Raw genomic sequence first — 23721 nt, 5'->3', positions numbered from 1 at the left:
GCGCCTGGTCGTCTATTGGCCGATGGGAACAACGAAGTCCCCGCCGCCAGGGCCGAAGCGACCGGCGGGCGCCACCTGCACCGAGCGTGCGGTGATGCTGCCGTCACTGCCCGGCGTACCTGAGACGATGACCGTCTCACCGGTGGTCAGCTCAGCCACCGTGACCGAGGCATTCTTCTCGATCAACGTTGTATCGGTGACCTTCACTTGCGTCTGCTTGCCGTCGCTGTCGGTGATGACCAGGACGCCTTCGCCGATCTCAGTAATCTGGCCGAACAGGGAGCCGGCCTGGGCATTACCGCGGCGCTGGCTTCCGGACTGATTGGGGTCCACGGGGAAACCGCCCACGCCGCCGGGTACGGCGCCGGTGCGGCGGGCGAGGAAATTCGCCTGCGCCTGCCCCTGACCGTAGAGCATGCCGCCATAAAAGCTGCCCCCGGCCACCGCCAACAGGAGAACAACACCCAGGGTGATCTGCAGCGTACGATTCATTGTTTACTTGCTCCTCTGAAAATTGGCGCCCGCTGACGCGGGCAATGCCAACCCTGATTTTAGCATCTCGATGTTAAGATTAGATGAAGATGGTGTTTTTAGAATTGACAACTTTCGGGTCAGAGGGGATTGCACGGCCCATTTGCATCTCTCTCCGATCAGTCTATAATAGCGCCCTGACCGCGAGACACCAACCTTGCGCCGCGTGCATGGGGGTGGTGTCTTTTTTTGGGGAAGACACCTTATGCTTGTGGCAGAATCCATCAATAGTTTTGGCGCTATGCTCAAATACCTGCGGCGCAGCGCTCAACCAACGCCCTGCACTGCTCTGCTTCGACGATGTTCACCTGGCTCTCGCCGACGCGACCATCATGAGCGTCCTGCGTTTTCTCAGCGCCTCCACACCGACCACCCTCCTGCTCACCAGCCGCGAAGATGTGATGCTGCCCGCGCTCGCGCAGGTCAACCTGGCAGGGCTGGAACCGGAGGAAGCACAGGAGTTGGTCAGCCGCCTTGATCTGCAGGCGGCTCCGCCGTTGCGCCAGCGCCTGTTGGCCAAGACCGGCCGCAGCCCCATGCTCCTGCGCCTGGCAGCCGGGGGGCTGTTGGGACAGGAAACCAACGCCGCCGACTTCATCGAACACTTGCAGACGCAGCCGCAGGTCTCCGCCTACATCCTCGACACGATGCTGCGCGATCTTTCCCCGGCCGCCGCCTGGCTGGCAGGGCTGATCGCCGTCTTCCGCCAGCCCGTTGACCTCTTCGATGAAACCCTGGGCGACCTGCTGCGCCTGACGCTGCGCATTGGCGAGGCCGAGTCCAGCTATCGCGAGGCGCTGACCCTGGCCCCCTCTCCTCACCTCACCCCCTGGCCCCCTCTCCTCTCCAAGTATGGAGAGGAGAGGGGGAGGAGAGAGTGATTACTTGGTGGGCGGTAGGGCGATTGGGCCGCGTGTGGCTATATCGGCGATGAGGTCGAGTGTTTGTTCGAGATCGCTCTCGACTTGTTCGTTACGCAGGCGCAAGACGATTAGTCCGCGTGCTTCGATTTCTTGCTGTCGGATTTGATCGTAGGCCTGCTGGTCGGGGTGATGATGAACGGAGCCATCCAGTTCGATTACAAGGCGTTTTTCGGCGCAGTAAAAATCAGCGATGTAGCGGCCCAGGGGATGCTGTCGCCTGAATTTCAGGCCGTTCAACATGCGGTTGCGCAGGCACATCCACAGGAGTTCTTCGGCACGTGTTTGCTGCTGGCGCAGCTTGCGTGCCAGTACGACAACATGGCTGGGGACCTTCGCGTGGAGAAGTTTGGCCCACAACTCTGTCTCCGCGCTACTGAGAGTAGGCGCCTCGCCTGCTCCTTCCTCGTCTCCTCGAACTCCGGAATCGGCAAAATCCGTTGTGCTCAATCTTCCCTCTTTTCTCCGAAAGCCCGTTTCGGCAAAACCCATCGCGTCCACACCCCCCTCTCCTCTCCATACCTGGAGAGGAGGAGGAACCGGCGGAGCGGAGAGGCCCCTCACTCCCCTCTCCTCTCCATACCTGGAGAGGAGGAGGAACCGGCGGAGCGGAGAGGCCTCTCACCCCCCTCTCCTCTCCATACCTGGAGAGGGGGAGGAGGAACCAGGGAGGCCCCTCACTCCCCTCTCCTCTCCATACCTGGAGAGGAGGAGGAACCGGCGAGCGGAGAGGCCCTCTCCTCCCCCTCTCCTCTCCATACCTGGAGAGGAGGAGGAACCGGCGGAGCGGGAGAGGCCCCTCACTCCCTCTCCCCCCCGGGGGGGGGGGGGCCCGGGGGCCGGGGGGGGCCCCACCCCCCTCTCCTCCATACCTGGAGAGGAGGAGGAACCGGCGGAGCGGAGAGGCCCCTCACTCCCCTCTCCTCTCCATACCTGGAGAGGAGGAGGAACCGGCGGAGCGGAGAGGCCCCTCACTCCCCTCTCCTCTCCATACCTGGAGAGGAGAGGGGCCGGGGGTGAGGAGAGGACAAGTCTCTACTCCCCTCTCCCCGCCTTCGCATCCTCGATCCACTTTTGCCATTTCGTATTGTCCGCACCCAACTGGAAGTGGGCTGCGGCCACGCTGGCTCCGTCGAAGGTCACGTCCAGGTGTTCGCCTAAACCGAGGAAGCCCATGTCGCGCGGGGTGATCGTGCCTACCTGCGTCAGCGGCACGTCCAGCAGCAGCTTGTGAAGTTCCTCTGAGGCGGTGGTGATGAAGAGGAACTTCTTGGTCGCCACCTTCTCGTTCTGCTCGAACAACAGCCGCCGCGTGGTCAGGAAGATGAAACCGTCGGGGTCATCGTCGGCCTTCTTGTCGCCATGGCGGAACCAGGAGGCGCGCTCCACCGCCACCGGCGATTCGCCCGGATGCAACTTGAAGGTCGCCTCGCCAAACAGCTTGAGCATGTCAGTGATGTCATCGAGCTGATCTGTGAGCGCCTTGACCTTGTCCGCCGGCGCCTTGAGCAGAGCGGCGATGCTCTCCTCCAGCGCCTTCAGTCGGCCTTCCACCGCCTGCAGCGTGGTCTTGACCACTGCCACCATCGGCTGCGCCACGGTCGGGTTGGTGGACGCGGCCACCATCATCAACATGCGGTTTTCCAGCGGCTGCAAGCTCGACGCCAGGGCAGGCGCCTGCTCGTCCAGTTGTTTGCCGACTGCGCTCTGTGTCTGCGCCCACTCGCTGCTCAAACTGCGCACGCTGACATCGAGAGCCTTGTTCAGCGTATAACCGCGTCCACGCGCGGCGGCCAGCGTGTCAGCCACGCCCTTGACCTGGCCTGCAGTCTGACTGACCTGGCCGCGCAGGTGGTTCAATTTGACCTTGTTCTGCAAGTCCTCATAGCGCGCCTGCAAGTCGTTGATGTCTTTGGCCAGTTGCTCCATCGGGCTGAGGGTGGACGCCGGTGCAGGGGTCTGCGGATTACCTATTTCAGTTGACATAATGCGATTTACTCCTATGGTTTCTCATCCAGCCAGGGCACCCTGGCCTGATCTTCGACCACAGTATACCGTATCAGCGTAAAGAAATCGTAAAAACGATCAGGCAATCACACGACCGCGCGGGTCTGGGCTTTGTTTTGTTTTGAGTTTGCCGGAGTCAGGGAATGATGAGCAGCGTCACTGATTCAGCGGGCAAGAGGAGCGGTGCATCGAGAGGGGTGTCTGCGATCTGCGTGCTGTTGTGTTGACGATCCAGGCGCCAGGTAGCCGCGGCTGCAGTGGCCGGGTGACCGGCCAGAACGAGCGGGGCGCTGACATCGTGCGGGCTGCGGTTGACCAGGATCAGCGTCAGCGCGCCATCGGCCCGACGCGCGGCCACGGCCAGGACCTGGGGGGCGCGGGTTTCCGCGTAGATTTGTTCTTCGCCCAGGCGGGCGTAGAGCGGATAGACGTAGTAGATCGGGCGCGGTGCATCACGGGCCAGCAAGCCAATTTCGCCGCTGCCCGGCAGGGTGGTGAGGCAAAATTGCGCCACGATGGTCGTTTGCTGGCGGATCAGGCGCCCCAGCGCGTCGGCCCACCAGAGCGCGTTGTAGAAGGTTTCGGGAGTCGCCTCACCGCCACTCACATTGGCCCAGTTCGAGTTGATCTCGGTCACGGCTACGGGCAGCTCACGCCCGGTCGTGGTGAGCACCAGTTGTTTGAGCGCGGGAATGAGACGATCGTACTCCTCACTGCTGGCCAACAGCTCGGCCGCGCTGGGTAGGGCGCGCTGATCGCCGCCTTTGGGGAATGGATAGCGATGCACCGCGACGATCCCCACCAGGTCGCCGTTGGCCTGCAAGTATGAGGTCAGCCAATCGGCGCCCGCGGCGTCTTTGGGATTCGAGGCCAAATCGGCCGTAAACTGATGCGTGTCCGGCCCCACGAAGACGATCTGGTCGTCCACCGCGGCCATGGCCAGGGCCACGGCGCGCCACTCGCGGTTGAAGCGGGCCGCGTCGTAGTCCTTGTACAGACTCGGTTCGTTGCCGATGCTCCAGTAGCGGATGGCATAGCCCTTATCCACGTTGGCATAGCGCACCAGGGCGGCCGCCTGCTCTGGCGAACCGTTGCGCAGGCGCACGCTGACGGCCGGCTCGGCCCCGAGCTGGCGCGCCAGGGCCACGAACTGATCGAGCTGCCAGGTCTCGATGTCGTTCAGGTCGCCCCAATTGCCGCCCGGAAAGCGCAGGTAGCCCAAGCCGGCGGCCGCAGCCAATGGCTGCGCCTGCGGGTTCAGGAAAGTCCAGGGGCCGTGGTTGCTGCCCAGAACCCAGGGACTGATCGCGCCCAGGCTGCGGCTGGCATCCACAAGGATGGCATTGGCGGGCAGCACCGTGGCGGTTGGCGCTGCGGGAGGAGCTGAGCAGGCCCCCAGCAGCAGCGCCAGGATCAGCAGGGTCAGTAATTTTGCCATGACGTACCCGGCCCTACTTGTCTACGCCGGTGATGACGATGCCCTGCATGAACTGTCGCTGGGCGAGAAAGAAAATGACGACCGGCAGGGCAATCGCCATGATGGCCGCGGCCATCAGCATACCGGGCTGCGTGGCGTAGATGTTGTTGAACTGGGTCAGGGCCACCGAGATGGGATACAGCTCCTCGCGTCCCTGCAGATAAACCAGCGGCTTGAAGAAATCGTTCCAGGCAAAGAAGAAGTGGAACATGGCCACTGCGGTCAGGGCCGGCCACGACTGTGGGATGATGACGTTGAGCAGGATGCGCAGAGGGCTGGCGCCATCAATGGCCGCGGCCTCATCCAGGTCCTTGGGAATGCCCCTGAAATACTGGCGTAACAAGAACACATTGTAGGCGTTGGCGAAGAAGTGCGGAATGATCAGGGGCCACCAGGTGCCGCCCCAACCGATCAGCCGAAAGAAGACGTAGGTGGGGATCAACGTCACTTCGCTGGGCAGAATGATCGTCGCCATCAGGACCAGGAAGATCACATTGATGCCTGGGATCCGAAAGCGAGCGAAGCCGTAGGCCACGACGATGGATGAGAGCAGGGTTCCGATGGTGCCGGAGATGGCGATGATGAAGGTGTTGCGAAACAACAGGCCAAATTTGATCTGGTTCCAGGCCAACGGGAAATTATCGTAGGTCGGATCCGTCTTGTAAACCGCCTCCAGGACGCGCCAGCGCCCAACCCATTGAATCGGTTCGGCCTCCAGGTTGGCGGGGTCAAGGAATTGGCTATCCTCTCGTCCTGCGGTGAGCAGTGCCAACTGGCGGACGCTGCCGTCCGGCATAGGCACATTGAGCAACGGCAGCTGCTTGCCCGCGTAGTCCACCGTCACCGGGCTGGAGGGCAGGAACTGCGAATGAGGGTCCTGAATCTGCTTGAGACTCTTGAGCGAGGTGACCGACATGTAACCGAGGGGCAGCAGAAACGCCAGCAAAATGAGCAGGCCGAACAGGGTGACGGACCCTGCGCCTGTGAGCTTGCGCAGTTGATGGGTCGGTGTGGCCAGGGAGCGCGAGCGGGTGATGGGTTGAATCTTGGTGGACATGGCCTAATCATTGCCTCCAGCGTAATAAACCCAGCGGTTCTGGGTCTTGAACAGCAGCACGGTGAGTAGGAGGACGACGATGAACATCATCCAGGCCAGCGTGGCGCCATAGCCCATGTCCAGAAAGGCAAAGGCGGTCTTGTACAAATAGAGGTTGTAGAACATGGTGGCGCCGTTCGGGTCGCCGCGCCCGTTGCTGATGATGTAGGCCTGGGTGAAATACTGAAAGGTGCCGATCAGTGAAAGCGTCAGGTTGTAGAAGATGATCGGGGAGATCATGGGCACCGTGATGGAGAGGAACATGCGCGGCGCGGTGGCGCCATCTACCTTGGCCGCTTCGTACAGTTCGGTCGGTACATTCTGCAGGCCGGCCAGCATGATCAGCATGGTGTTGCCGACACCCCAGAACCCCATGATAGCCAGGGCGGTCAGAACCCAATTTTCGTCTTGCAGCCATTGCGGGCCTTGCACCCCGAGAGCCCATTGCAGAAAGCGATTGAGCCAGCCCGAATCACTGTTGAGAATGCCTCCCCAGACCATGACGCCGGCCACAACCGGGATCATGTAGGGCATGTAGAATAGTGTACGGAAGACGTTCTTACCCAAGAGCTGTTTGGCGTTGACGAGCAGAGCGAGACCGAGGGGGAGAATGATACTGAGCGGGACTGAGATCAGTACAAACCGCAGCGTGACGCCGACGGCATTGAACACCTGCGGATCGTCGAAGATGCGACCGTAGTTCTGGAAGGCGACAAAGCGGGTCGCGTCTGCCTGAATCGGGTTGTAATTGGTGAACGACATGACCAGCGAGACAACCATCGGAATGGCGGTGAAGATCAGGAAGCCCACGATCCAGGGGCTGAGGAAGATCAACCCCCAGTTGATCTCACGTCGCTGCCCTGGGGTCAGTTGGCGTTTTGCCGGCGCGGCAGGCTTCGGTTTCGTCAGAATGTTCATGCCTGGCTCCTCCTCAGACAAGAAAGAGAGGCGGGCGGGTCCCTGTGTTTCGCCCGCCTCTCCTCAGCTCAACCACGAAGCGGGATCAGGGTTTTTCCTTGAGCACCTTGTCAAGTTCGCTCTTGAACGTCGCGATGCGCTCGTCGAATTTCAGGTCGGGATTGCTGCGGAAGTCGCTACCGAGCGAACTGAACAGATCGAAGGTCTTGGCATAGTTCGGAGTGCCCAGTTCATGGTTGGGTACGTCCATGAAGGGGATGCTGTCCAGCGCCACTTGCCAGTTGGCCTTAACTGGCGCAAACTTCTCGTCCAGGCTGGCGAAGAAGTCGGTTTGCTGACTCTTGCGGGCCGGCAGACCACCGTAGATCTTGTACAGGTCGGCCGAGCCGGTGGTCAGCATGTAGGTGTAGACCTTGAAGGCTTCCTTCGGGTGCTTGGTGCCGCCCAGAATGGCGAAGGTGTCGCCGTGCATCTTGGAGGTGACCTTGCCGTTATAGGATGGCATCACGGCGACATTCCAACTGGGCACGGTGGCCTTGTCAATACAGCAGGTGTACCACAGGTGGGTGGTGGCCATGGCGACCTTGCCGGAGCTGAAGGCGTTGCCCTTGAGCAGATCGCTGTCAATCGCGGCCTGGTTCGGCTGGAAGGGCTGCTTGCCCCACATGCTGTCGTAGTACCACTTCCATGCCGCCACGGTCGTGTCAGGAATGGAGCCGTTGCCGCTGCTGTCCACTGGATAGAAGGCGCCGAACAGCGAACCGGTGGCGCGCGGGTGCTCCGACCACTGCGTGATATAGCCGTACTGCACGATGTTCTTGGCGTCGAAGCCGGCCTGGGTGGCGTCATTGCCCTGCGCATCCACGGTCAGGCGCTTGGCTACTTCGGCCACAGTGTCGAAGTTCCAATCCACCTCTTTGCCGTCCAATGTGTATTTGGCGCCGTACTTCTGGGGCGGGTACGCCAGCTTGGCCTCGTCGAACAGGGCCTGGTTGTAGTAGACGAACTCAGGGAAGATGGCAAACGGCAGTCCGACCAGTTTGCCCTCATCCTTGTAGAACTGCAGGAAGGCCGGGTCAATGTCGCTCGTATCGTAATTCGCTTCTTTGATCAGCGGCTCGATATCGAGGAAGGCGCCGGGGAAAGCGGCGCGGCCGGCCGTGCCCACCGGGCCAACGACGTCGGGCGCGTTGCCGGCGGCAATCTGCGCGGTCAGGTTGTCGCGCGCGTACTTGTTGTCCACGATGATCGGGATGAGCTGAATTTCGTTCTGGGACTTGTTGAACTTCTCGACGAAGTCCTTCTCCAGTGGGATTTGCGCAGGCTGCGCACCCGCGCCCAGGCCAATGTACCAGGTGATCTGCACACGATCCGGCGCCGGCGTGGACGTAATCTCGACGATCGTGGTGGCTTCGACCACTTTCTCCACGATCTTGGTCGCTTCCACGATGACGGTTTCCTTGACAATCTGCACCTGGGGGGCCGGCTGCGCACAGGCGGACAACAAGAGGCCGGTCACAATGACCAGGGCCACCACAACGAACCAACGAGTCTTCATGTTTCTTCTCCCACAGCAAAGCAAAGTAAGTAAATGGGACAAACGTCGCACGGGGGCCGGAAAACGAGGGATGAAGGGAATCTCAGCCGTGAACCGGTTCCGGTTGGGGTGTACCTCCTTTGATGTGACGCGTGTTGCTGTCTCTGGCGTCTGGTTGACGCTGCGCCGCCGCAAACCGCGACTGCTGCCCACAGGACGCGCGTACGACCAACTCGGTCGGAAGTACAATGCGTGTGGCCGTCGCCTCGCCGCCGCGATCGCTATTCCTGAGCCTGTCAATCAGGACCGACGCGGCTGTGTATCCCAATTGATGAATCGGCTGGCGTACGGTGGTGAGCGGTGTTTCCAGGGACGACGCCAGCGGAATGTCGTCGAAACTGACCAGCGCTATATCACCCGGTACCTGCATCCCGGCCGAACGAATCACTTTGAGTGCGCCGATCGCCATGGCGTCGCTGGCGATGAAGACCGCCTGTGGGAGCGAGGCCAGACTCAGGAGGGTTGACATACCGCGCTGTCCACTCCATTCTGACCAATCGCCTTCCTGCACATACTCAGGCGGAGGCGTTGTGCCCGCAGCGCGCAGCGCCACGCGGAAGCCCTCCAGGCGATCCATGCCGGCAACCATGTCTTGCGGGCCGCTGATGGTGGCAATGCGTTTGTAGCCCAGGCGCAACAGATGTTGGGTCGCCATCGTGGCCCCATGCACGTTGTCTGCGTCTATGGTCGTGATGGGCGCCTCACTCAAGCTGCGTCCGATCAACACGAAAGGGAAGTTCTCTATCAGCAGGCGATCCACGAAGGGGTCTATCGCCAGCGCCGAGGCCACAATCACGCCATCCAGGTGCCCCCCGCCGACCAAACGCCGAAACGTGGTGGGCGATTGTGCTCTGACGAGGGAAAGCATCAGATAATACTCCTGCTCTTCGCAAGCGGCTGCAATACCCTGGATGAGGATCGGAAAATAGGGGTCGGAAAAAACGGTGGACAGTGCTTGAGGAATGACCAGGCCGATCATCTGACTGCGACGGCTGGCCAGGGTGCGAGCGGCGTTGTTCGGATGAAAACCATGCTCGTGGATCACGCCCCAGACCGCCTCGCGCGTTTCCGCGTTCACATTGGGATGATCGTTCACCACGCGCGACACGGTCGAACGTGATACGCCTGCCAATGTGGCTACTTGTTCCAACGTGAGCGCCATCTGATTGCCCTCTTCTTGGGAGCGTTACCAGAAATTTCAACGAGAACAGGTCAAAATGCCGCAATGGTGCGCTGCGTGGAGCTGAAAAACCCGACTCAATGACCATATCGTACCATAAAACGGCAGCAGGTCATTCGACGGGGTAAAGGTCTTGGGAGCGCTCCCAATTGCTGCTCCTACTATACTATGTCTGTGGAAATCTGTCAAATCGTGCCATGAAAACAAGAGACCTGCTCAAGCCCATTCAATGGCTCTCGCAGGTCTCCACCTCTCACCCGTAAGGCGCAATCAATTCACCCCTCACGCATCGTTCAGCGTTCCTCGTTCATCGCCTCCCACACCCTCTGTGCGCTGATCGGCATCTGATCAATCCAGACGCCAACCGCATCGGTCACCGCGTTGGCGATGGCGGGCGCGGTGGGCACCATGGCGTGTTCGCCGATACCACGTGCGCCATAAGGCCCGTCGTCCTGCGGCACTTCCACGATGATGGACTCGATCAGCGGCGGTGCATCAATGGTGGTGGCAATGCGGTAGTCGGTGAAGTTTGGATTCAGCGGCTTGCCCTTGACCAGCTTGAGTTCTTCCAGCAGCGCGGTGCTCAGGCCCTGCACCGCGCCGCCTTCCATCTGCGTCCTGACCATGTCCGGGTTGATGGCTTTGCCCACATCGAACGCGGCCACCATGCGTAGCACGCTCACCTCGCCGGTCTCGGTGTCCACTTCTACCTCCACCGCCTGCGCGCCCGTGGTGAAATGCACCACCGCGCGCGGCCCCTGACCCGTCTCCGCGTTGAGCGGCGTCACATACTGGGGCATGAAGCGTCCCTTGCCCACCACTGGGCCACCGATCCAGGTGCCATCCGGCCGCTGCATGCCGTAGATGACGATGTTCTTCAGCGGGATGGACTCCTCCGTGGCGTAGCTGACCACCTGCCCTTCGATGATGTCGAGGTCCTGCGGATTCTCACTCCAGGCTTCGGCCACCATGTCCAGGATTTGCACCTTCGCTTCCTGCGCGGCGTTGAGAATGGCATTGCCCATGCTCCAGGTCAGGCGACTGGCGACAGTCTGCCATTCATAGGGGCTGTAGTCGGTATCCACCGTGTTGACGCGCACGTCGCTGATGGGCAGGCCCAGGCCCTCGGCCGCCAACTGCGCGGCGATCGTCAAGGTGCCCTGGCCCATGTCCACGCCGCCCACGTTGACCAGCGCGGTGCCATCTTCGTTGAAGCGAATGGTGGCGGCCGAACCGGGGTTGGGCGGCATGGCCGGCGCCTTCCACATGCAGCCGATGCCCATCCCGCGCACCTTGTGCGGACCGCTGGCCGGCCGCGGCTTGCCCCAACCGATCGCGTCGGCCGCCTTCTGAATGCACTGGCTCAGGCCGGTCGGGTGCATGATCATGCCCGTGACCGTTTCCTGGCCCTCTTTGATGCAGTTCAGCAGGCGCACCTGCACCGGATCGAGACCCAACTGCCGCGCGGCGCGGTCAACGTGCTGTTCGATGGCCCAGTGGATTTCGGGCATGCCGAAGCCACGCATCGCGCCGCCAATGGGATGGTTGGTGTAGACGCACTTCGAGTCGGCCCACACGTTGGGCACATAGTACGGCCCGGTCGAGCTGTAGCCGGCCGCGCGGGTAATGTTGACCCCGTACTCGGTGTACGCGCCGCCATCCCAGTAGTAGGTGTTCTTCATCGCCAGGATGCGCCCGTCCGGCAACATCCCCAGCTTGACGATGGCAACCAGGCCCTGGCGCACAAAGGTGGTGTAGAACTCCTCTTCGCGCGTCATCACCAGCTTCACGGGCCGGCCCTTGGATCGCATCGCCATGCCCACGCACGCGCCTTCCATCGAAACGCCGGCCTTGGCCCCGAAGCCGCCGCCCACGTAAGGCGTAATCACCCGCAGCCGTGAATGGCCGAGGTCCAGGGCCTTGGCGATCAGGTTGCGCTGGGCAAAGGGCGACTGGCTGGAGGCCCACAGCGTAATCTTGCCGTTGCCGTCCATCTGCGCCACGGTCGCGTGCGTTTCCAGCGGCACATGCTGCACATGAGGCACGCGGTACTTGTGTTCGAAGACGATGCCGCCCGCCGCTTCAACCTCGGCAAAGGCTTCATCCACATTGCCTTTGCGCACCTTGAACCAATTGGAGACGTTGGTTCCCTCCTGCGGAAAGATGAAGGGCGCGTACTTGTAGGTGATCAAGTCTGGATGGAGCAGCGGCGCGTCCGGGCTGGCGCCAAACTCAGGATCGAAAACGCCAGGCAGGTCCTCGTATTCCACTTCGATCAACTTGGCTGCCTGCTCGGCGATTTCCTGGGTTTCTGCAGCCACGCCGGCAATCGGCTCGCCGACGAAGCGCACGCGATCCACCGCGAACATCGGCCGGTCGGAGAGATAAAGGCCGGTCAGCCCCGGAAAATCGTTGCCGGTCACGATCACGCGCACGCCGGGCAGCGCCTGCGCCTTGCTCACATCCAGCCGGGTGATCAGCGCGTGCGGGCGCTCGCTGCGCTTCAACAGGCCGTAGAGCAGGTTTGGCCCAAACTGCATGTCGTCTACATACTGCGCCGCGCCGGTCACTTTGGAGCGACTCTCGACGCGTGGAAAACTGGTGCCAACAATCGTTGTTTTTTTGATACTCATGGGTGACGCTCCTTGGCCTCAGGCGGCCTGACCGCGCTGCGCGGCCGCCTGCACCGCAACCACGATGCGCGAGTAGCCCGTGCAGCGGCACAGGTTGCCCACCAACGCCATGCGGATTTCATAGTCCGTCGGGTGCGGATTGCGATCGAGCAGCGCACGCGCGGCAATCAGAATGCCCGGGGTGCAAAAGCCACACTGCGTCCCGCCCGACTCGATCATCGTCTCCTGCACCGGATCGAGCTGCGCGTCATGGGCCAGCCCTTCGACCGTCACGATGTCGTGGCCGTCAATTTCGGGCGCCAGCACCAGGCAGGAGTTGACCGGTACGCCGTCCATGAGCACGGTGCAGGCGCCGCATTCGCCGGCCGAGCAGCCGTTCTTGGTGCCGGTCAACACCAGGCGATCGCGCAGCAGGCGCAAGAGGGTGTAATAGGGTGGAACGTCCAGGGAATAACGCTCGCCGTTGACCGTGAAATTTACAAGATATGCCATAAAATCCCTCGTTTGGTGGCTCTAAAAGGGGAGGTGGGCCAGCACGCCTTCGATGGCGCGGCGGGCCAGAACGCGCACCATGGCCTGGCGATAGGCCCCGCTGGCGCGCACATCATCAATCGGACGGCAGGCGTTCATCACCGCGGCGGCCGCAGCGTCCACGGCCAGATCATCCGTCTCCTGGGCGAGCAGCGCTTCGGCGGTCGGCGCCAGCAGCGGTGTGGGACCAACCGAGGCCAACGCGATGCGCCAGGCGCTGCCCGATGGGTTGCTGCGCTGCGGCCAGCCCAGGACGCCGACGCCGATGACGGCGATGTCGCCCACTTTGGTGCGCCCCAGTTTGTTGTAAATGCCAACCGCGCCAGCGGGCGACGCGGGCAGTTCCAGCGCCTGCAGGAATTCACCCGGCTTCAGGTCAGTCTTGCCAGGCCCTCTGAAGAAGTCGAAGAGCGGCAGGCGGCGTTCGCCGGCCGGGTTGTAGATGACGGCGGTTGCGTCATAACAGAGCAGCGCCGGGATGCTGTCGCCGGCCGGGCTGGCGTTGCACACGTTGCCGCCGATGGTGGCGCGGTTGCGTAACTGATACGAGCCGACCGTTTCGCAGGCGTCGGCCAACATCCGGTAATGGGCCAGGATCGCAGGATGGGTCGCAACCTCGTTCATCGTCACGGCCGCGCCCAGGATCAGGCCATCATCGGGGTTGAACGCCACGTCCCGCATACCGGGCAGGCCCTTGAGGTCCACCACGATCTTGGGATGGATGAAATCGCCGCGCATGCGGATGATGAGATCGGTGCCGCCCTGCAAGATGCGCGCGGCGCTGCCCTCGGCCGCCAGAATGGCGCTGGCCTCGGCCGGGGAGGATGGTTTGATATACTCGAATGGTTCCATGAATGTCACCTCGACCATGACAGGCGCGCCGGCCGGGATAGCCCGTTTGCGGCAGCGGTTGCCGGCCATTCACGCCTAGAGCTGGGGACGCTGGCAGATGCAGTCGCCGTGTTTGGTCAGCGCCTGGGACGCCTTTTTCGCCATCAGCTCGGCGTAGCGTTCATCGTCCACGTAAGCCACGATGCGCGCGATGCACGATTCGCCGTCCACGAAGCGCCAGGGGAAGCAGCCCACGTCGACGCGCTGGTTGAGCAGCAGGTCAATGTCGCCGCCCAGGCATTCGGCATGGATGATGCCGAAGGGGAACAATTCGATGTGCATCAGTTGGTACTTGTCGTCGGTGAAGACGCCGGCCAGGCCCTGGCCGTACTTGCGCTGGAAATGCGTCTCGGCCTCAGCGGCCTGGCGCGGCATCCACTGGCGGATGATGGTGTTCATGGGGTGATCCGCGCTGCCGCAGTCCACCGCCAGCCATTTGAGCTTCTTGGCCTTGCACCATTCGGCGAACTCGCGATCGGGGCCGGGGTGCTTGACCATGTAGCGGATTTCGTCCGCGCGCGGCTGATCCCATCCGTAGCGGTGATAGCCGGTGTGAATGATCAGAATATCGCCCTCATGCACATCCACCCGATCCTCCACCATCTTCGAGGTGTAGATGTCATAGTCGCCGCAGACATCGGACAGATCAACGATGGCCGCGGGGCCGGTCAGAAAATCGAGAGTGAGGCTGGCGATGTCCTTGCCTGGGGTGTAGAAGTGAATTTCGCCATCGAGGTGCGTGCCGAGGTGATTAGAATGGGTGATGATCTGGCCGTTGGCGCCGTTGGGCGCCAGGCGCTTGAAATACTTGATTTGCAGTGGTTCGTAGGTCGGCCAGGCCGGCGTGCCCACACCGAGCGGAATCGAGAGATCAACAAACTTCATCGTTTCGGACCTCCAAGAGAAAAAATGACCCTGACATCAACGCCAGGGGAGTCTTCTGGCAGCCATGAGCGGGATGGGAGGATTATAGCGTCATTCGAATAACAGGCAATATGACGCAGGTCAGAAAGTGCAACAATCTGCTCAGGTTCACTTCGATGCGCCACTTTAGGTTTCCTTTTCATCTGTGGTAGAATTGCCCCGACATCCTTGGGTCGGAGAAAATCTGCATGCATCTCTTTGAGCATCTTCTGAGCGTGAGCGTTGAGAATATCGAGTTTGAACTCCGGGGGCACACTGCGGTTGAATGGTCTGATTTTGTACTCAACCCGAGGCGCCTGCGGGGAAGCGATTTCCTGATGCGCTGGTCGCAAGGCGCGTGGAGCGAGGAGCGCGTCATTCAAGCTGTTCACGATAGCCAGGAATTCTTCGCGATTCCATATGGGCCAAGCGGAGCCGCGCCGAATGACGATGTGCGCGCTTTGAGCTTTATTTCGAGCGTCTGGAAGCTGCGGGCTTGGGCGCTATCAAACGCCCCGATCTCTTGATTTTCGCAGCGCCAGACAAAGGATTGGTGATGGAGCTGGTCGAAAGCCTGGGCGGCATCGGCGAACTGCCGTTTACTGTTGAAAACAACCCCATGATGCAGGCGCTTCTGGGAAATGCCATTCTGGCCGTCGAATGTGAGAACAGCCTGTGGAAAGCTGCCCGCATGCCGGACTATGGTGCTGGGTTGAAGGCCCAGAAGCGGCTTGGCGGCAAACCAGGGCTGAGGAAAAACGCTGTGTTGCCCACGATTATCATGAAGGAAGAAGATCGCAGACCCTTGCAAAACTGGCAGAACTCGAATAGCATCCCCATCCACATCTGGCACGTATTCTTTGATCTTGCCTTTGGCCTTGCTTTCGATGAGGCAGAAAGGCTGATCGAAGAAGGTTTTATTTTACCGACTGAACAAGTCTTCCAGGCCCCAGGTGGAGCGACTACCAGGAAGCAGTTGTATAAGTTCTACTACCATTATGGCTATCCTCTGGGTGATGCGAACGAGGAACCTCAACTGAAGGCCAAGTTTATCGAAGACAAGAATGGGCACATTCTGCCGTATGTGCATTTTGAAGGTGGCAAGATGACCTTACGTGCAGAAGCGTTACAGGTTTTGGGAAAACTACGACATGCCGAAGATTGACCATTACGCGCTGCCTGCTGGAGGCGAGGCCAGGGAGATGCTTCGCACAAAGGGCCAATTCTGGACGCCTGACTGGATAGCGGAGGCAATGGCCGAATATGTACTTGCTGAACAAGGTTCGATGCTGTTCGATCCGGCGGTTGGCGCAGGTGCATTCTTTCGCGCAGCCAAGACTGTGGCCGATGAACGAGGGTTTCGCAGTATCGCACTGAGCGGTATGGACATTGACCAAGCGGCGTTAGCGCAGGCCCTTGATTACGGCCTGACTGAGAGCGACTTGGCATCCGTTACCATTGGCGATTTTGTCCTCCAGCCGCCCCAGGCGAAGTTCTCCGCCATCGTGGCAAATCCGCCCTACATTCGCCATCACCGCATTCCTCTCGAAACCAAGGAACGACTCAAACGCCTGAGCCTGCAAACCATTGGCAAAACCCTGGATGGACGCGCGGGTCTCCACATCTACTTTCTGATGCGTGCCCTGACATTGCTTGAACAAGAGGGGCGTCTGGCATTCATTATGCCAGCGGACACCTGTGAGGGTAAGTTCGCCCAGAATTTATGGCGCTGGATCTGTGCGCACTATGCTCTGGATGCCGTGGTGACGTTTGCTTCCGAGGCCTCGCCGTTTCCTCGGGTGGACACCAATCCGCTCATCTTCTTCATTCGCAACTCGGAGCCAGGAACCACGTTTGTCTGGGCGAAGTGCTATGAGCCGCGGACGGACCTGCTCAGGGCGTGGGTGCGCTCTCGTTTTCCAATCGACTCCCAGGAACCCCTGCTTGCAGTTGAGCGCGGTTTGGCGGAGGGACTGTCTACAGGTTTCTCGCGTCCGCCCATAGCGAGCCAGACCGGGCGTTATGTACTCGGAGACTTCGTACACATCGTGCGCGGCGTCGCCACCGGCGCCAATGAGTTCTTCTTCTTGACCGATGAACAAGCACAGAAGATGGGCATCCCGCGTGAGTATTTTGTCAGGGCCGTGGGACGAACCAGGGATGTTCCTACCAACGAAATCACTCAGGAGACGATCGAGTCTCTGTGTGCGCATGGTCGCCCCACGCTGCTTCTGACGCTCAACGGCCAACCCCCAGAGACCTTTCCTGAATCGGTCAGAGATTACTTGAAAACTGGCGAAGCGCTCGGTTTGCCACAGCGGCCTTTGATCTCTCAACGCAAGCCGTGGTATCGGATGGAAACACGCGTCGCGCCCCCCTTCCTCTTTGCCTACCTGGGGCGTCGCCATTCTCGCTTCATTCGCAACACGGCCGGCGTCATTCCGCTGACCGGTTTCTTGTGCGTCTACCCCAAAAGCAACGATCCTGATTACCTGAAGCGGCTGTGGGGGATCTTGAGCCATCCTGACACTATCGCCAATCTAGCCATCGTTGGTAAATCGTACGGTGATGGCTCCATCAAGGTGGAACCTCGTTCCCTGGAGAAATTGTCAATCCCGGATCACGTCATTGCGGAATTTGGTCTGCCGTCGCAGATGCGGCTGTTCGAGCAATCAGTGACCTATGACGCAAGCGCTTTTTCTGTGTCGCCGTCCCGCTGAACCCCCACGCAATCCCGGCTCTAATCATCATGCCCCACCCCGCGGATGCCGGCTGCTGCGTCTGCGCTGCTGCGCTCCACCGGCGGCAGGCGGAAGCGGTCGCTGCTGTCGGCCGCATGCAGTGACCGCACGCGGCTGGCCGGCGCAGGCGCTTCACCCAGGATGGTGGCGCTGGCGAAGGCGGCGCCCTGCGCAGTTTCAGCAAAAACGGGCGTCTCCGTGGGCGCCGGCGACTCGGGCCGGCCCTGGCCCCAGTAGATCACCTGTTTCCACGCGGCCTGCACATCGTCGGCAAAGATGACGAGCAGATCCCCGGTCTGCGCCGTCGCCAGGGCCGCGGCGATGGCCTCCGTCTCGTCCCAAATCTCGACGATCCGCTCCTCCGCCAGGCCGGCCGCGGCCGCGGCGCGGTGAACCAAGCCCGCCACCTCGCCTGGCGCGCGGCCGCGGTGACTGTAGTCCTCCCGGCAGAAGAGTAGATCGAACGTGCGCCCCGCAATCCCGCCAATGGCCTGAATATCCGCATCGCGGCGGTCGCCCGGCGCGGCCACCACACCAATCGCGCGGCCTTTACGCGGCAGCGCCTGCACCAGGTCGGCCATGGCCTGCACGGCCGGCGGGTTGTGCCCGTAGTCCACGATCACGCGGAAGGGATGCTGATCGTAGACATTCAGGCGTCCCGGCACCTGGAAGTGACTGCTGTCGAAGGTGCGCAGGCCCTGGCGGATGTTCTCCACCTTGACGCCGAGCGCACGCGCGATAGCCGCGGCCGCCAGCGCGTTGGCCACGTTGAAACGGGCCAGCCCCTCCAGCGTGGCCGGGATCAGGTGCGCCCACAGCAGGGGGATGTGCTGATTGCGCTCATAGAGGGTCAGCATCTTGCCGTTGAGGCCATCTTCCAAAACAATGGCGCGCCCGCCCTTGCGCACATGCTCCTGCACCACCGGGTTGTGTGGATCGAAGGTGAAGTAGAACGGATCGCCGTCACAGCGCGCGGCCATTGCCACGGTCAGCGGATCGTCCGCGTTGAGCACCGCGTAACCGCCGTCTTTGACCACCTCGACCACCAGCGCCTTGACGGCCGCCAGGTCTTCCAGGGTTTCGACGCCTGTGAGGCCCAGATGATCGCCGGCGACGTTGAGGACCGCGCCCACATCCACCTTGTCATAGCCCAGGCCCTCGCGCAGGATGCCGCCGCGCGCGGTTTCCAGCACCGCGGCGTCCACCAGCGGGTGTTTGAGCACCACGCGCGCGGACCAGGGCCCGGTCATGTCGCCGGACAGATAACGCTCGCCGTCAATGTAAATGCCGTCGGTGGTGGTCAAGCCCACGTGATAGCCCGACATCTTCAGGATGTGCGCGACCATGCGGGAGGTGGTGGTCTTGCCGTTGGTGCCGGTGATGGCGGCCATGGGGATGCGGCTGGCCGCGCCAAGCGGGAAGAGCATGTCCATCACCGGCCCGGCCACGTCACGCGGCGTCCCTTCGCTGGGCGCCACATGCATGCGAAAGCCCGGCGCCGCGTTGACCTCGACGATGCCGCCGCCCACTTCGCTGATCGGATGCGCAATGTCCGGCGTGATGAAGTCAATGCCGGCCACGTCCAGCCCCACCACCTGCGCGGCGCGGATGGCAATTTCCTTGTTCTCGTAGCAGATCTCATCGGTGCGATCAATCGCGGTGCCGCCGGTGCTCAGGTTGCCGGTGGAGCGCAGATAGAGCACGCGGCCGGTCGCCAGCACACTTGCCAGCGTCAGGCCGGCCTGCTCCAGCAAGCGCAGGGCCTGATGGTCAACCAAGAGGCGGGTCAGCACCTTTTCATGGCCCACACCGCGGCGCGGGTCGCGGTTGACGATGTCAATCAGCTCCTGTACGGTATGCTCGCCATCGCCGATCACATGGCCGGGCACGCGTTCGGCCACCGCCACCATCTGGCCGTTGACGACGAGCACGCGATAGTCGCGACCGGGGATGAACTTCTCGATGATGACATAACTGCGATGCTCCTGCGCTTTCTGGAAGGCCAGGCGCACCTCAGCCTCGTTCTGCAAATTGAGCGAGACGCCGCGGCCGTGGCTGGCGTCCAGCGGCTTGACCACCACCGGGAAGCCGATGGCGTGGCTGGCTTCGGCGGCGGCGCCCTCCTCGTTCACCACGCGCTGCCGCGGCACCGGAATGCCCATATCGTCGAGCAGGCGTGCGGTCAGCTCCTTGTCCTGCGCAATGTCCACGGCAATGTGCCGCGTTTCACTCGTCACTGTGGCCTGGATGCGCTTCTGATACCGGCCGTGCCCGAACTGCACCAGGCTGCCCTCGTTCAGGCGAATCCAGGGAATGTTGCGCTCCTCGGCTGCTTTGACCAGGCTGCCGGTGGATGGTCCCAGCGCGACGCGATCGGTCAGCGCCGCCAGTTCTTCCAGCTCCAGGGTGAAGTTGAACGCGGCGCGCTCCGCCTCCGGCAGGGTGCTGGGCAGATCGGCCGGCAGCAGGCTGCGCAGCACGCGCTCGGCCAGGCGTCCCGCGTCCAGGCCCACCTCCTCCTGCTGGAAGGAGTAGACCACGTGGTAGACGCCGGTTTCGCCCGCGCCGCGCGTCTTGCCAAAGGTGACGGGCGTGCCGGCCAGGCACTGCAGCTCGATGGCGACATGTTCGAGCACATGCCCCAGCCAGGTCCCCTCCTCCAGGCGCCGCACGAAGCCGCCGGGCGTGCCGTAGGAACAGCCGTGCTCGTGCAGGGTTGGGATCAGGGCCAGCAGCGCAGCCGTGAAGCCGGGAAGTTCGCTCGTGGGGTAAGCCTCCAGCTCTTCCAGGTCGAGTGTCAGACGGATGACCGGCCGGTAGGAGTAGTAGTTCGGTCCGCGGTAGACCTTGCGTTCGATAATCTTCATAGGCGCCGTCCTTGTGGTTGGTAGATCAGAGATCGGAGATCGAGTTGAGCCAGCTGGTTCACACGTGTACGATATGCACACCTTCCTCGGACATGTATTTCCGCAGCAGTGACTCTTCAAACGTGGCAACGAGCGCCTGTTTGAAACTGCCGCGTTTGGATGCGTCAATCAAGAAACGAACTAAGGATCGTCGGTTGATGGGGTCCAGGTGTTCTAGCGGCTCGTCAACGAGTAAGAAATCGCTCTTCGAGAAATGTTGGGCAATGATCGTGTGCAACATGAGGAGGAGGGCTGTCTTTTCGCCACCGCTGAACTGGCTCAAATCAAAAGTGCGACCCTCACGGCTGGTGAGTGTTGGCATACCTTTTTCGTCCAATTTCACCTGCCAGTTCTCTTTGCCGGAAAATGCCGCCCATACTTTGGAAACTTGAGCATAGATGGGCTGCAAATCAGCATCGCGCAAAGTTGCTTGCACTTTCGAGCTGGCTGCCTTGGATGCGCGCAGCGTGAGAGACCGCATTTCCAGATCAATCAGTGCTCGTCTGGCTTCAGCGACTGTGTTAAATCCAAGTGCCTTTAATCTGCCGTTTATTTCGGCATACTCGGCTCGTTCGTTATCAAGGCGGGCCAGTGCTTCTTTTGCTGCATTCAGTCGTGCGTCCACAACCGATACAACGGATTCTGCTGCGTCTTTGGCTTCCTGGAACAAGGGTATCAACTGCTCCAGCGTAGTATCCGGGGAGATTGACCGAATTCTACCGTGGACAAGTGCATCGTAAATGTCGGATACACTCTTGAGATCCTCTCTTAACTCGGTAACTCTCTGCCACAGCACATCGGATTGTCGTTCCAGTTCCTCCTTGCGGCCTCGCAAGCGTTCGACTTCTACATCGACATTATGATCAATCTGTGATCGCTCGTTCATTGTGATCGGTTTAGCACAGACCGGACAAGGCACCGTTGCCTCTTTGCCAAGATCTTCGCCAAGATCGTGCGCAAGTCCAGAGCTTATATTCTCCCATGCGCCAATTGCGCCGCTCACCCAGTCAATATGTGCTAGAAGCTCACCGATGTCATTTTCTGCAACGCCCTCCACCTCCTCATAATAGGAAGATATCTGAGGTATTGTGAGCTCCATAAAGAAATCTAAGCCGGGAGGGCGTTTTTGGGCCGTCTGTGAGATATACGTCAGCCACGAGCGCATCCGTTGCAGGTGTTGTTGCTCCTCCTGCTCACGAGCGGCGTGCTGCTGTATCAAGCGCAGATCCGCCAATTGCTGCAACAATTGGTCGCGTCGGGCATCCAGAGCTTCTAGGCGAGAAGCGAAATCCGCGCCATCATTTCCCGGCTTGTCTACGATCGCTATCAACTCCTGAATGGGTGCGATTCTATCGTCTACTGCCTTCTCCGCTTGCGTTATGGCGGCCACAAACTGATCCATCTGGGTCAGACCAAGGACGTTGCGAATTTGCTGACTCAAGGCCCGGCCAGGCGCCTGGTTCATGAAGCGGAATACATCACCTTCGGACATATAGACAATTCGCTGCAAGAAATCGGCCGAAAGTCCCATCAGTCGCTCGACGTACTTGGTAACTAGGGCGTGTGTGCTGGCCAGGACGTGCCCAGATTGGATGTCAATCAGCTTGGCGCTTCCAGCTTTATTGGCCAACTGAGTTCTCTCGATCTGAAACTCCTTACCGCCTACTGTGAAAGATAAGCGGATAAGGGCTGGCTGCTCGGGCTCGCGCATAAATTTACTGGGCTCTTTCACGGTAGTCGGTTCCCCAGTCAGCGCATAGATGATTGCTTCCAGAATCGAGGTCTTCCCGGCGCCGTTTGGACCCATGAGGAACGTAATGCCGGAATCAAACACAATCTTGCGCGATGTGTAGGCACGCCAATTGATCATTTCCAACGTTGTGATCATATATCACCTCGGCGTATGGGATGAGCCAGTCGAGCGACGAGGTCGGTCGGCTCCGCACCACTCAAGGCGTCTTCCAGTACTTGAAGGACGAGCCGGCGCTCCACAGATAATCTGTACTGCTTGGCAGCTTGGCGTCGTTCGGTGAACTTGTATGACCGGCCGCATTCCCGGTCAATGGCCTCGTCCAGGGCCACCTCGAACAAACGACGAACACCGCCCGGCTGTGGGGCAGGCGCCGATGATTTGTCTATACTCACGTCCCAGTCTCTCACCTGGTTCGTTACGAGTGTCCGCAAGACGGTAGACAGAGGTTCGCACTCGTTCACAAGCAAATTCAGCTCCAGTGGATGCTCAAGAAGGCGTCGAATGTGGGATGTGGTCAACGGAACAGCCAACAGGTCGTCGGTCGTCCAGACTAAAATCACGGCCAGTGTACTTGGATTTGCTTCCAGCAGGGCAAGCAGCCTGGGCAATTGTTCAATCTCCAGGACTGGCTTACCTTCCGGGGTGTCAATCAACTCAAGACGCACATCATAATCGTCAATCTGCAAGAGGAAGTCGGCGCCCGATTCACCGGCCAGCCGGTTATCGGGAAGGATACGTACTCGCTCTGCCTGGTGACTTTCGACGAATTCATCGGCGAGCAGCCCAATGAGCCGCTCAGTGTTGATGCGGCGTAATATGGCATCATGGCCTGCGGCAGCCAATGAGGCTTTAAGTTCGCTCAAGAACGAATCGACTGAGAAAAGTCCTTCGGTCATACGTTGGTGATCCTTGCTTGCGCCTTAATTTGAGCAGACTCAACGAGGCTTGTGGTGATATCCATCAAACTCTGAAAAATCGCTTCTCCTTTTAGTTTTCCTAGATCTTCCCTGGCGACATGCTCTCTCATGTAATACTTGAGCAGTTGCCACATGTCATCTGTCGCAATGCTGCAACTTTGGTGAACCCATTCCAGGTAGGCAAGACTCTGCAGTCCCTGTAGCAGCGACGGATTCGCCCACCGCTGGCGCAGTTCAGCTTTCGCACACTTACACGCCCATGTCGAGAAGTCGACAAGATCCTTGTCGTTACTCAGAATATAGACGGATTCCCCTTGATCCGCAAGGTGAAGGCCGAGGGCGACAAGTGACAGATCCGGATCGCTGACACCCCCAGGCCCGATCAGTTTTCTCGGGGCAGTTGGCAACTCACGCAGAAAAGAAAGATCTCTGGAATCAATTTGGGATTGGTTCAGGCAGCTACGAACATCCGCTGCAAGATTTCGATAATCGTTTTCATTGCGTCCAAGCACTGAATAAAGATGACTAGCAGCCGGCTTGTATTCGGCAGCCACGCAATCTGTGCAGTGAATGCGCTTATCTGGAGTCAACTCGCGCAGAATGTTGAGTAAATTGCTGATCCATTGACCAGTTTTTTTGATCAAGCTGCGTCCAGGAAACTGGCTTCTATAGGTATCACAGCAGTAGTCTGTGAGCATCGCTAGGAAATTATTATCGACT

Annotated in this window: 18 protein-coding genes and 1 pseudogene; 3 read left to right on the top strand and 16 right to left on the bottom strand. The window is 60.4% G+C overall.

Annotated elements, in window-relative coordinates; genetic code table 11:
• Nucleotides 1-12: 12 nt before the first annotated feature.
• Nucleotides 13-492: a hypothetical protein gene (locus IPM84_07760; GenBank protein ID MBK9092663.1), complete on the bottom strand. Its 480-nt coding sequence runs from the start codon at nucleotides 490-492 to the stop codon at nucleotides 13-15.
• 272 nt (nucleotides 493-764) lie between these two features.
• On the opposite strand from IPM84_07760, the gene IPM84_07755 reads away from it, so the two are divergent.
• Nucleotides 765-1412: a hypothetical protein gene (locus IPM84_07755; protein ID MBK9092662.1), complete on the top strand. Its 648-nt coding sequence runs from the start codon at nucleotides 765-767 to the stop codon at nucleotides 1410-1412.
• Here IPM84_07755 and IPM84_07750 read toward each other — a convergent pair whose 3' ends face one another.
• The 11 genes from IPM84_07750 to IPM84_07700 all read right to left on the bottom strand — a co-directional run bounded on the left by IPM84_07750 (nucleotide 1413) and on the right by IPM84_07700 (nucleotide 14666).
• A complete protein-coding gene (locus IPM84_07750; GenBank protein MBK9092661.1) occupies nucleotides 1413-1943 on the bottom strand; it encodes an endonuclease domain-containing protein in 531 nt (176 codons plus the stop codon).
• Nucleotides 1944-2486: 543 nt separating this feature from the next.
• A complete protein-coding gene (locus tag IPM84_07745) occupies nucleotides 2487-3437 on the bottom strand; it encodes a hypothetical protein (protein MBK9092660.1) in 951 nt (316 codons plus the stop codon).
• A gap of 157 nt (nucleotides 3438-3594) precedes the next feature.
• Nucleotides 3595-4896 carry a hypothetical protein gene (locus tag IPM84_07740; GenBank protein MBK9092659.1) on the bottom strand — a complete coding sequence of 434 codons (1302 nt, stop codon included), beginning with the start codon at nucleotides 4894-4896 and terminating at the stop codon, nucleotides 3595-3597.
• A gap of 13 nt (nucleotides 4897-4909) precedes the next feature.
• Nucleotides 4910-5992 (bottom strand): carbohydrate ABC transporter permease, encoded by a 1083-nt coding sequence (locus IPM84_07735; protein ID MBK9092658.1) that lies wholly within the window; start codon nucleotides 5990-5992, stop codon nucleotides 4910-4912.
• A 3-nt stretch (nucleotides 5993-5995) separates the two neighbouring features.
• Nucleotides 5996-6949, bottom strand: coding sequence for a sugar ABC transporter permease (locus tag IPM84_07730; GenBank protein MBK9092657.1), 954 nt, complete (start codon nucleotides 6947-6949; stop codon nucleotides 5996-5998).
• 85 nt (nucleotides 6950-7034) lie between these two features.
• A complete protein-coding gene (locus IPM84_07725; protein MBK9092656.1) occupies nucleotides 7035-8507 on the bottom strand; it encodes an extracellular solute-binding protein in 1473 nt (490 codons plus the stop codon).
• An 82-nt stretch (nucleotides 8508-8589) separates the two neighbouring features.
• Nucleotides 8590-9708, bottom strand: coding sequence for a LacI family DNA-binding transcriptional regulator (locus IPM84_07720; protein ID MBK9092655.1), 1119 nt, complete (start codon nucleotides 9706-9708; stop codon nucleotides 8590-8592).
• Nucleotides 9709-10019: 311 nt separating this feature from the next.
• Nucleotides 10020-12359: a xanthine dehydrogenase family protein molybdopterin-binding subunit gene (locus IPM84_07715; protein MBK9092654.1), complete on the bottom strand. Its 2340-nt coding sequence runs from the start codon at nucleotides 12357-12359 to the stop codon at nucleotides 10020-10022.
• Nucleotides 12360-12377: 18 nt separating this feature from the next.
• Nucleotides 12378-12851, bottom strand: a complete 474-nt coding sequence (locus tag IPM84_07710) for a (2Fe-2S)-binding protein (protein ID MBK9092653.1) — start codon at nucleotides 12849-12851, stop codon at nucleotides 12378-12380.
• Between the two features lie 21 nt (nucleotides 12852-12872).
• Nucleotides 12873-13742 carry a xanthine dehydrogenase family protein subunit M gene (locus tag IPM84_07705; protein MBK9092652.1) on the bottom strand — a complete coding sequence of 290 codons (870 nt, stop codon included), beginning with the start codon at nucleotides 13740-13742 and terminating at the stop codon, nucleotides 12873-12875.
• Nucleotides 13743-13817: 75 nt separating this feature from the next.
• The gene (locus tag IPM84_07700; protein ID MBK9092651.1) at nucleotides 13818-14666 is read right to left on the bottom strand and encodes a cyclase family protein; all 849 of its coding nucleotides are present in this window, start codon (nucleotides 14664-14666) and stop codon (nucleotides 13818-13820) included.
• A gap of 227 nt (nucleotides 14667-14893) precedes the next feature.
• Between IPM84_07700 and IPM84_07695 the strand changes: the two are divergent.
• Nucleotides 14894-15849 (top strand): annotated as a pseudogene (locus IPM84_07695) (AccI family restriction endonuclease).
• On the top strand, nucleotides 15836-17404 hold the full coding sequence (locus tag IPM84_07690; GenBank protein ID MBK9092650.1) for an N-6 DNA methylase: 1569 nt from the start codon (nucleotides 15836-15838) through the stop codon (nucleotides 17402-17404). The pseudogene IPM84_07695 and the gene IPM84_07690 overlap by 14 nt, the downstream one beginning before the upstream one ends.
• Before the next feature lie 20 nt (nucleotides 17405-17424).
• On the opposite strand, the gene cphA is transcribed toward IPM84_07690, so the two are convergent.
• Genes cphA through IPM84_07670 form a run of 4 tightly spaced genes read right to left on the bottom strand, consistent with a single transcriptional unit; the run spans nucleotide 17425 to nucleotide 23645 of the window.
• Nucleotides 17425-20292 (bottom strand): cyanophycin synthetase, encoded by a 2868-nt coding sequence (gene cphA, locus IPM84_07685; protein ID MBK9092649.1) that lies wholly within the window; start codon nucleotides 20290-20292, stop codon nucleotides 17425-17427.
• A gap of 58 nt (nucleotides 20293-20350) precedes the next feature.
• Nucleotides 20351-22219, bottom strand: coding sequence for an AAA family ATPase (locus IPM84_07680; GenBank protein ID MBK9092648.1), 1869 nt, complete (start codon nucleotides 22217-22219; stop codon nucleotides 20351-20353).
• Nucleotides 22216-22980, bottom strand: a complete 765-nt coding sequence (locus tag IPM84_07675) for a hypothetical protein (GenBank protein MBK9092647.1) — start codon at nucleotides 22978-22980, stop codon at nucleotides 22216-22218. The genes IPM84_07680 and IPM84_07675 overlap by 4 nt, the downstream gene beginning before the upstream one ends.
• On the bottom strand, nucleotides 22977-23645 hold the full coding sequence (locus IPM84_07670) for a hypothetical protein (GenBank protein MBK9092646.1): 669 nt from the start codon (nucleotides 23643-23645) through the stop codon (nucleotides 22977-22979). The genes IPM84_07675 and IPM84_07670 overlap by 4 nt, the downstream gene beginning before the upstream one ends.
• Nucleotides 23646-23721: the final 76 nt, after the last annotated feature.

The organism is Candidatus Amarolinea dominans (assembly GCA_016719785.1).
In the GTDB taxonomy this organism is placed as follows: domain Bacteria; phylum Chloroflexota; class Anaerolineae; order SSC4; family Amarolineaceae; genus Amarolinea; species Amarolinea dominans.
This window is presented reverse-complemented; position numbering and strand designations above follow the sequence as displayed.

What these genes read in the sequence shown, in the direction of transcription:
- IPM84_07760 (MBK9092663.1), bottom strand. Translation starts at nt 492, where the DNA reads ATGAATCGTACGCTGCAGATCACCCTGGGTGTTGTTCTCCTGTTGGCG.
- IPM84_07750 (MBK9092661.1), bottom strand. Translation starts at nt 1,943, where the DNA reads ATGGGTTTTGCCGAAACGGGCTTTCGGAGAAAAGAGGGAAGATTGAGC.
- IPM84_07745 (MBK9092660.1), bottom strand. Translation starts at nt 3,437, where the DNA reads ATGTCAACTGAAATAGGTAATCCGCAGACCCCTGCACCGGCGTCCACC.
- IPM84_07740 (MBK9092659.1), bottom strand. Translation starts at nt 4,896, where the DNA reads ATGGCAAAATTACTGACCCTGCTGATCCTGGCGCTGCTGCTGGGGGCC.
- IPM84_07735 (MBK9092658.1), bottom strand. Translation starts at nt 5,992, where the DNA reads ATGTCCACCAAGATTCAACCCATCACCCGCTCGCGCTCCCTGGCCACA.
- IPM84_07730 (MBK9092657.1), bottom strand. Translation starts at nt 6,949, where the DNA reads ATGAACATTCTGACGAAACCGAAGCCTGCCGCGCCGGCAAAACGCCAA.
- IPM84_07725 (MBK9092656.1), bottom strand. Translation starts at nt 8,507, where the DNA reads ATGAAGACTCGTTGGTTCGTTGTGGTGGCCCTGGTCATTGTGACCGGC.
- IPM84_07720 (MBK9092655.1), bottom strand. Translation starts at nt 9,708, where the DNA reads ATGGCGCTCACGTTGGAACAAGTAGCCACATTGGCAGGCGTATCACGT.
- IPM84_07715 (MBK9092654.1), bottom strand. Translation starts at nt 12,359, where the DNA reads ATGAGTATCAAAAAAACAACGATTGTTGGCACCAGTTTTCCACGCGTC.
- IPM84_07710 (MBK9092653.1), bottom strand. Translation starts at nt 12,851, where the DNA reads ATGGCATATCTTGTAAATTTCACGGTCAACGGCGAGCGTTATTCCCTG.
- IPM84_07705 (MBK9092652.1), bottom strand. Translation starts at nt 13,742, where the DNA reads ATGGAACCATTCGAGTATATCAAACCATCCTCCCCGGCCGAGGCCAGC.
- IPM84_07700 (MBK9092651.1), bottom strand. Translation starts at nt 14,666, where the DNA reads ATGAAGTTTGTTGATCTCTCGATTCCGCTCGGTGTGGGCACGCCGGCC.
- IPM84_07690 (MBK9092650.1), top strand. Translation starts at nt 15,836, where the DNA reads ATGCCGAAGATTGACCATTACGCGCTGCCTGCTGGAGGCGAGGCCAGG.
- cphA (MBK9092649.1), bottom strand. Translation starts at nt 20,292, where the DNA reads ATGAAGATTATCGAACGCAAGGTCTACCGCGGACCGAACTACTACTCC.
- IPM84_07680 (MBK9092648.1), bottom strand. Translation starts at nt 22,219, where the DNA reads ATGATCACAACGTTGGAAATGATCAATTGGCGTGCCTACACATCGCGC.
- IPM84_07675 (MBK9092647.1), bottom strand. Translation starts at nt 22,980, where the DNA reads ATGACCGAAGGACTTTTCTCAGTCGATTCGTTCTTGAGCGAACTTAAA.